Origin of the sequence: Novosphingobium lindaniclasticum LE124 (assembly GCF_000445125.1) — a bacterium.
GTDB classification, from domain to species: Bacteria; Pseudomonadota; Alphaproteobacteria; order Sphingomonadales; family Sphingomonadaceae; genus Novosphingobium; species Novosphingobium lindaniclasticum.
On record NZ_ATHL01000136.1, the window covers coordinates 1 to 7,935 of the forward strand.

The window sequence follows — 7,935 nt, forward strand, 5'->3', positions numbered from 1 at the left end:
AGCCCGATCACCTTCCACGCCATCATCCAGTGGTCCGAAGCGCTCAACAACGGCGAGATGCAGCTGCGCGAGATCCTCGATCTCGACGCCATGCTCTCGAAGGAGCCGGCGCCGGAAAGCCTGTCCGAGGACGGTGAAGGCGACGACGACGGCGAGATCAGCGAGAAGACCGCCGGCCCCTCGTTCAAGGACGAGGACGATTCGGACGAGGACAACTCGGAAGAACTGGACGAGGACGGCAACCCGATCCCCAAGCGCGAAGCCGAGGAAGAGGAAGAGGACAACACCCTCAGCCTCGCCCAGATGGAAGCGGCGCTCAAGCCCGAGGCGCTTGAGAAGTTCATGCTCATCACCGAGCTGTTCCAGGCCTTCGAACGCCTTCAGTCGGAACGTCTCGACGCGCTGGCTCTGGGCATCGATTTCCCCGCCGCCAAGGAAGACCAGTACCAGCAGCTGCGCGAAGACCTGACCGCTCAGGTCGAATCGGTGAAGTTCCACGCGACGAAGATCGAATATCTCGTCGACAACCTCTATGCCTTCAACCGCCGCCTGACGACGCTGGGCGGCCAGATGCTGCGCCTGGCTGAGCGTCACAAGGTCAAGCGCGCCGACTTCCTCGATACCTACGTCGGCCGCGAACTGGACGATACCTGGCTTGCCGAAATGTCCAGGAAGGACAAGAAGTGGGCGGCCTTTGCGGAAGCCGAGGCCGATCCGGTCGAACGAATCCGTTCGGAAGTGTCGGACATCGCCGCCGCCACCGGCATGGCGCTTCCCGAGTTCCGCCGCATCGTCAACATGGTCCAGAAAGGTGAGCGCGAGGCGCGCATCGCCAAGAAGGAAATGGTCGAGGCGAACCTGCGCCTGGTGATCTCGATCGCCAAGAAGTACACGAACCGCGGCCTTCAATTCCTGGACCTCATTCAGGAAGGCAACATCGGCCTGATGAAGGCGGTCGACAAGTTCGAGTACCGCCGCGGCTACAAGTTCTCCACTTACGCCACCTGGTGGATCAGGCAGGCGATCACCCGCTCGATCGCGGATCAGGCCCGCACGATCCGCATCCCGGTCCACATGATCGAGACGATCAACAAGCTGGTCCGCACCAGCCGCCAGTTCCTCCACGAGCAGGGCCGCGAGCCCACGCCCGAGGAAATGGCCGAGCGCCTGTCCATGCCGCTCGAAAAGGTGAAGCGCGTGCTCAAGATCGCCAAGGAGCCGATCAGCCTCGAAACACCGATCGGCGACGAGGAAGACAGCAGCCTGGGCGATTTCATCCAGGACGCGAACGCCGTGATCCCGGTGGACGCGGCGATCCAGGCGAACCTCAAGGAAATGATCACGCGCACGCTGTCGACGCTCAGCCCGCGCGAGGAACGCGTGCTGCGCATGCGCTTCGGCATCGGCATGCACACCGACCACACCCTCGAGGAAGTCGGCCAGCAGTTCTCGGTCACCCGCGAACGCATCCGTCAGATCGAGGCGAAAGCCCTGCGCAAGCTCAAGCACCCGAGCCGCAGCCGGATCATGCGCGCTTTCCTGGACTAGGCGCGTCTCCCGGCACTGCGACAAAGTGACGGTGCATCGTCAAGACGATGCACCGCGCTAAGCGGTGCAGCCTACACGAGGCGCACCGCTCCGGTCCTTCGTCAGGCGGTAAAGCGACGCTCGTTCCACTTGACCGAGAGACCTTCGCTCGTGGTTCCGGCCGTGGTGCGCTGAGCGATGGTGCTCAGGAAGTGCCATTCGCCGCGCACCTGCTCGGGCGTCATGTGCAGCGACACATAACCTCGGCGGCTGGTGTCCGCGTAGGCGAGCCCGGGATTGGCGCCGCGCAGCGCCTTGGCCAGATCGGCGGGTGCCAGGGAGGGCAGGTATGCCTCATAGCCCGGCGACGTGACCGAGTGGCCTGCATATTCGACGCCGGCCGGCGCACCGTCCACCGATAGCTCGCTGCCCCAGGCGTTGTGGCTGTCGCCCGCCAGCACCACGAGATTGCAGTCCGCCTGCCGCGCCGCCCGCAGCAGGCGTTCGCGCGCGGCGGGATAGCCGTCCCACGAATCCATGTTGAACGGCAGGCCGACCTGCGACGCGGCGGCGATGGCCGTGAGCGCCTGACGGACCTTGGGATCGCCGCCGCTCGGGACCAGATCCGCCATCTGCGGCGGCGCCTTGAGCGAACCCATGACCACCTGCTGCGCCAGGATCTGCCACCGGGTGCCGGACTTGACGGAATCCGCCAGTCCCTGGGTGAGCCAGGCTTCCTGCTTCGCGCCCAGCAAGGTGCGGTCCGCCGCCCTCCACGGCCCGTCGCGGAACTGCGCCAGAGCCTTGGCGACTTGCGCCTGGCCGCCCTTCGCAGCCTCTGCGATCACCGCGCCGAAGTCCAGCTGCTCCATTCGCGCGCTCACGCGCGTTTCTGGGCGGAACAGCTTGGCCAGAGTGCCGATCTGGAAGCTGTCGTAAAGCGCGTCCGACACCGGCATCCATTCGCGGTAGGCCTTCTCCGCCGCCGCGCGGCGTATCGACCATTCGCCTTCCTTGTCGGGCTGATGGTTTTCGGCCCCGCCCTTCCAGGTGTCGTTGGCGAACTCGTGATCGTCCCACTGGGCGATCATCGGGAAGCGCTGGTGGATGCGGCGCAGGTCCGGGTCGAGGCGGTAGCTGGCGAAGCGCAGGCGATAGTCGGCCAGCGACACGGTTTCGTTCTGCGGCTCGATCGGACGACCCGCCATCGGATTGTCTGGGTAATGACCGTATTCGTATTCGTAGAAATAGTCTCCGACATGGACGATCAGGTCCAAGTCGTCGCGCGCGGCGGCGTGGGCATAGGCGTTGAACCAGCCGAACGGCATGTTGGAGCAGGAGAACAGGCCGATGCCGAAGCGATCGATTTCGCCCACCGGCAGCGTGCGGGTATGGCCGACGTCGCTCTTCGTGCCGTCCGGCGCGATGAAGCGGTAGAAGTACCACTGGCCGGGCGCCAGGCCGGAAACCATCAGCTTGGCGCAGCTGTCATGCGCCGGCGACGCGATCACCTCGCCGCCGCCCGCCACTTTGCGGAAGCTCTCGTCTGCCGAGACTTCGCAGCGCAGCCTGGTGTCCCCGCTGCCGACGTAGCGGGTCCAGAGCAGGACCGAATTCGCCGCCGGCTCACCGCTGGCCACGCCGTGCGTGAAGCCCCGCGCAGTGAGGATCTGGGCGACACCCGGCGTCGACAGGGCGGCAAGCCCGAAGGCGCCTGCCTTGAGCAGCAGGCGGCGGTCGAGATGAAGGGTCATTTGCATTCCTTGAGACAGATCGATCAGTAGCGCGCAGTAATCTCGATACCGTAAGTGCGCGGCTCGGCCGGGATGAACGTGGGATAGCCGAACGAACCCCCGGTATTGCCTGCGTCCAGCAGGTACGTCTTGTTCGTGAGATTGCGGGCATAGCCGGCGACCTGGAACTTGCCGTCCATCAGCGACACGCCGCCGCGCAAGTTGACTTGCGTGACCGGGGCTTGGCTGATCGCCTCGCTGTTGGGGATCTCGAAGTAGATCTTGCTGCGGTAGGTCACGCTGGGGGTCAGGAACAGGCTGGTGTTCTGATCGATCGGCGCGTTCAGGTTGAAGCCGGCGGCCCATTGCCACTTGGGCTGGAGGCGGAACTGGTTGCCCGCGAAGACGCCGTTCGCGGCCTTGTCGTCGATGCCGCCGCTGATGAAGCCCAGGTTGCCGAAAGCGCTCAGCCAATCGGTGACGCGCGCTTCCAGTTCGGCCTCGACGCCGAGGTTGGAGGCCGTGCCGGCGCTGCGAGTGACGGCGCGGCCGTTTTCGATGACCGAGACCTGGAAATCGTCATACTTGTCGTAATAGACGCCCAGCGAGCCGGAGAACATGCCGACCGCGCCCTTGATGCCCGCTTCGTAGTTCCAGACGGTTTCGGAAGGAATTTCCTCCGCGAAGGCCACGGTGTTGCGCGCATTGGGAAGCTGCACGACCGGGGAACGCCGTCCCTTGGAGATCGTGGCATAGAGATTGAGGTTCGGCGTCAGGCGATAGAGCGCGTTGAGGCGCGGCAGCACCGCCGCATAGGAACGCCGGGAATAGACGGTTTCGCCTGCCGTGTCGGGATAGGGCAGCAGGATCGCGCCGTAGATCGGCGCGACCGGCTGGTTTGAGGCGTATCCCGAGCGGCGGTTTTCGATCAGGACGCGCGCGCCGCCGGTCAGTTCCAGTTCCGGGACCGGCGTCCACGAGACGTCGCCGAACATCGACCAGGTCTGGTTGCGGCCATAATTCTTCGTCCAGCTCGAATAGGGCACCGAGGTCAGCAGGCCGCCGGTAACCACTCCCGCCGTCGCCGAAGCGGGCACGCTGTTGTTCGGCGCGACGCAGCCCAGGCCCGGAACTAGCTTGGCATAGCATTGCAGGAACGTGCCCAGCTCGGTCGAGAACGGGACGTACTGCGAGGAGTCCTCAATGAAATAGTTCCACCCGAACGAGGCGCGCCATTGCGGATCGCTATAAGTGAAGCGCCCTTCATGGCTGGCCTGCCACCCCTTGGCATGTTCCGCGAATTCGAGGAACCAGGCGGCGGAACCGTCGGCATCGAAGACTTCCAGGGCGTCGAAATGGCGATAGCCGTTGACGGTGGTGAAGTTCCAGCCGTCCGCGAAGTCCCAGGCGAGCGTCAGGTTGGCATCGTAGACGTCGCGGTCGAGGCCCAGCTTGTCGGAGCCCAGAAGCTGGCCGGACAGCGGCGAGCCGCCGAGATAGGCGCGGTCGTAGAGCCCCTCTACGGCGGTCGAACCCAGGTTCTTCGAGAGGAAGGGCGTGCCGGAATTGCGCTGGCGATCGTACGTGAAGACCAGATCCGCCGTGAAGTCGCTGGTCGGCGTGTAGCGCAGCGAGCCGCGCAGGCCGAGCTGGTCCTGCGCGTAGAGATCGTCCTGGCCGGGTGCCAGGTTCTCGATATAGCCGTCGCGCTTCTTCCACTGTCCGGCGATGCGCGCGGCGATCACGTCGTTGCCGGCATTGACGAAGCCCTCCACCCGGTAGGCATCGAGATTGCCGTAGGAAGCGGTCAAAGCCGCCGAAGTGCCCGGCTGCGGCTTGGTCGAAACGAAGCTGATCGCGCCGATCGTGGCTGCCGTGCCGAACAGGGTGGCCTGCGGACCTTTCACCACTTCCACGCGGTCGAGGTCGTAGATGCCCTGGTAGGCGCCGCGTGAGCGCGAGATGTCGATGCCGTTGTAGTAGAGCGTGACGCGCGGTCCCTGCTGGGCCGAACCGCTGTCAGAGGTGATGCCGCGAATGACGAAGCCGGGATTGTTGGCGCTCTGTACCTGAACGTTGAGGCCGGGAACGTAGTTCGACAGCTCGCCGATGTCGGTGACGCCCAGTTCCCGCATGCGTTCGCCGGTCTGCACCGAAAGCGTGATCGGCACGTCCACGGCGCGCTGCTCGATCTTCTGCGAGGTGACGATGATGGCGTTGGGATCGCTGCTTTCGGTCCCCTCCGCCTCGGCGGCGCTGGCGATGGCGGGAAGCCCCGCAAGCGCGGTTCCGGCGAGAAGAGTTACTACGCAAGTACCGAATTTCATTACCGTTTCCCCTGGGCGAGTTCGCTTACGGGCGGCGGGGTAACCTCGGCAGATGAAGGTTGGATGGCGTTCCTGTGACGGTTCTGCGCAACTAGGGCCGCGATTTGGCGATGCGGCTTTGCGATCATCCGTCCGGCTTGAACTTTGTCGAATATTGGATTACCCGTTCTAATATATCCAAGCCGGCTGCGGAAAATGCCAGCGGACAATGGGAGAGAATGTGTGATCGATCGCCGTACCCTCTTGGCTGCAGCGAGCGCGGCAGCCGCCACGGCCACCACCCCGGCACTCGCCCGCAGGGCTCGCCCGGCCGATCCCCGGTTTCCGGCCGGCTTTCTCTGGGGCGCGGCGACCGCAGCACACCAGGTCGAGGGCAACAACGTCAACAGCGATGTCTGGGCCATGGAGCACACCCGTCCTACCGTCTACATGGAGCCCTCCGGCGATGCCGCCAACAGCCTCGCGCTCTGGCCGGTGGATCTGGACCTGGTGAAGGGGCTGGGTCTCAACACCTACCGCTTCAGCCTGGAATGGGCACGGATCGAACCGGCAAAGGGGCAGTTCTCCATCGCCATGCTCGATCACTATAAGGCGATGATCGAAGGCTGCGGCGAACGCGGCCTGCGACCGATGGTGACGTTCAACCACTTCACCACCCCCGCCTGGTTCGCGGCGCAGGGCGGCTGGTCCACCGCCGAGGCTCCCGCCCTCTTCGCCCGCTACTGCGACCGTGCCGCCCGCCATCTCGCTTCAGGCATCAGCCATGCCCTGACTCTCAACGAGCCCAACCTCAGCGGCTTGCTGGACGTTGTCCTGCCGGGCGACATCGGTCCACGCCTGCTGGGAGCCGACAAGACGATGCAGGAAGCCGCCGCGCGCGAGCATGGGGTCGCTCGTTTTCTGCCGGGAAATCCCCTTTATGTCGCCGATCCGCAAACGGTGCAGGCGAACCTGCTGGCCGGCCACAAGGCAGGGTGCGAGGCGATCAAGGCGGTGCGCGCGGACTTGCCGGTCGGCGTCAGCCTGGCGGTGATCGACGATCAGGCGGCAGGCCGGAACAGCCTGCGCGACGAGATGCGCGCCAAGCTCTACCGGCCCTGGCTGGAAGCGGCGCGCGGCAACGACTTCGTCGGCGTCCAGAACTACGAGCGCGCCGTCTGGAACGACAAGGGCCGCCTGCCTGCCCCTGAAGGCGCCGAGACCAACGATGCGGGATCGGAAGTCTATCCCGCCTCCCTGGCCGGCGCGGTGCGCCACGCCCATGCGGTGAGCGGCGTGCCGGTCATGGTCACGGAACATGGCATCAATTCCGCCGACGACACCAAGCGCGCCCGCCTGATCCCGGCGGCCTTGGCCGAACTCAAGCGCGCGATGGAGGACGGGGTGCCGGTGCTCGGCTACATGCACTGGTCGCTGGTGGACAATTTCGAATGGGTCTTCGGCTACAAGCCGCAGTTCGGCCTGCACACTCTGGACCGCACGACCTTCCAGCGTACCGCCAAGCCGAGCGCCGCCGTGCTGGGCGGCATCGCCCGGCGCAATTCCCTTTGAGGACGGCGCGCGAGCATCGTCCGGTCAGGCCGGGACGACACCCTGATGAATGGTTCCGAACGGCGCCCATCCGGCCGGGTTGCGGCCTTCCATCCGCACCGTGTCGCCATAGGCCATGAAGGGGGTGGACGGCCCTCCGTCGCGGATGATCTCGATGGCGCGAACTTCGGAAATGCAGCTGGAGCCGACTTCGGCATAGTTTGCGTTGGAAACCGTGCCGGAGCCGATCACCGTTCCCGCCACCAGATCGCGGGTCAGAGCGGCATGGGCGATGAGGTCGTGGAAGCCGAAGTCCATCGCCGCCCCGCTCGCCTTGCCGAAGCGGCGCCCGTTCATGTCGATCACCAGATCCAGGCAGACCCGGCCGTCCTGCCAGGCTTCGCCCAGCGCCTTGGGCGTGACGGCGAACGGCGCCATCGAACAGGGCGGCTTGGCCTGGATCCAGCCGAACCCGGTCTTCATCTCGATCGGCGCGATCGTGCGCAGCGACCAGTCGTTGATCTGAACCACCAGCTTGACGTGCTTCAGAGCCTCGGCGGCGGAAGTTCCCATCGGCACATGGTCGACGATCACGCCGAACTCGCCTTCGAAGTCGATGCCATGGGCAGGATCGGCGAACGGCACGGGATCGGCGGGGCCAAAGAAGCGATCCGATAGCCCCTGGTACATCAGCGGACGGTCGGTCTCGACGGGCGGCAGGCCGAACGCGATCTGCATGAGTTGGCCGTGGGTGCCGAAAGCCGAACCGTCGAGCCATTGCCACGAACGCGGCAGCGGCGCCCGCAGGCGCGCCAGGT

The 7,935-nt window shown here is 65.4% G+C and carries 5 protein-coding genes; 2 read left to right on the plus strand and 3 right to left on the minus strand.

Annotated features, from left to right (window positions below; all coding sequences use genetic code 11):
* On the plus strand, positions 1–1,548 hold a 1,548-nt coding region (rpoD, locus tag L284_RS43555), incomplete at its 5' end, for an RNA polymerase sigma factor RpoD (RefSeq protein ID WP_021235696.1).
* A 101-nt stretch (positions 1,549–1,649) separates the two neighbouring features.
* On the opposite strand, the gene L284_RS43560 is transcribed toward rpoD, so the two are convergent.
* Both L284_RS43560 and L284_RS43565 read right to left on the minus strand, forming a co-directional pair.
* On the minus strand, positions 1,650–3,281 hold the full coding sequence (locus L284_RS43560) for an alkaline phosphatase D family protein (protein ID WP_031343014.1): 1,632 nt from the start codon (positions 3,279–3,281) through the stop codon (positions 1,650–1,652).
* Between the two features lie 23 nt (positions 3,282–3,304).
* A complete protein-coding gene (locus tag L284_RS43565; protein ID WP_021235698.1) occupies positions 3,305–5,587 on the minus strand; it encodes a TonB-dependent receptor in 2,283 nt (760 codons plus the stop codon).
* Between the two features lie 222 nt (positions 5,588–5,809).
* Between L284_RS43565 and L284_RS43570 the strand changes: the two genes are divergently transcribed.
* The gene (locus L284_RS43570; protein ID WP_021235699.1) at positions 5,810–7,138 is read left to right on the plus strand and encodes a family 1 glycosylhydrolase; all 1,329 of its coding nucleotides are present in this window, start codon (positions 5,810–5,812) and stop codon (positions 7,136–7,138) included.
* A 24-nt stretch (positions 7,139–7,162) separates the two neighbouring features.
* Here L284_RS43570 and L284_RS43575 read toward each other — a convergent pair.
* The coding region (locus L284_RS43575) for a fumarylacetoacetate hydrolase family protein (protein ID WP_021235700.1) at positions 7,163–7,935 on the minus strand (773 nt) is incomplete at its 5' end.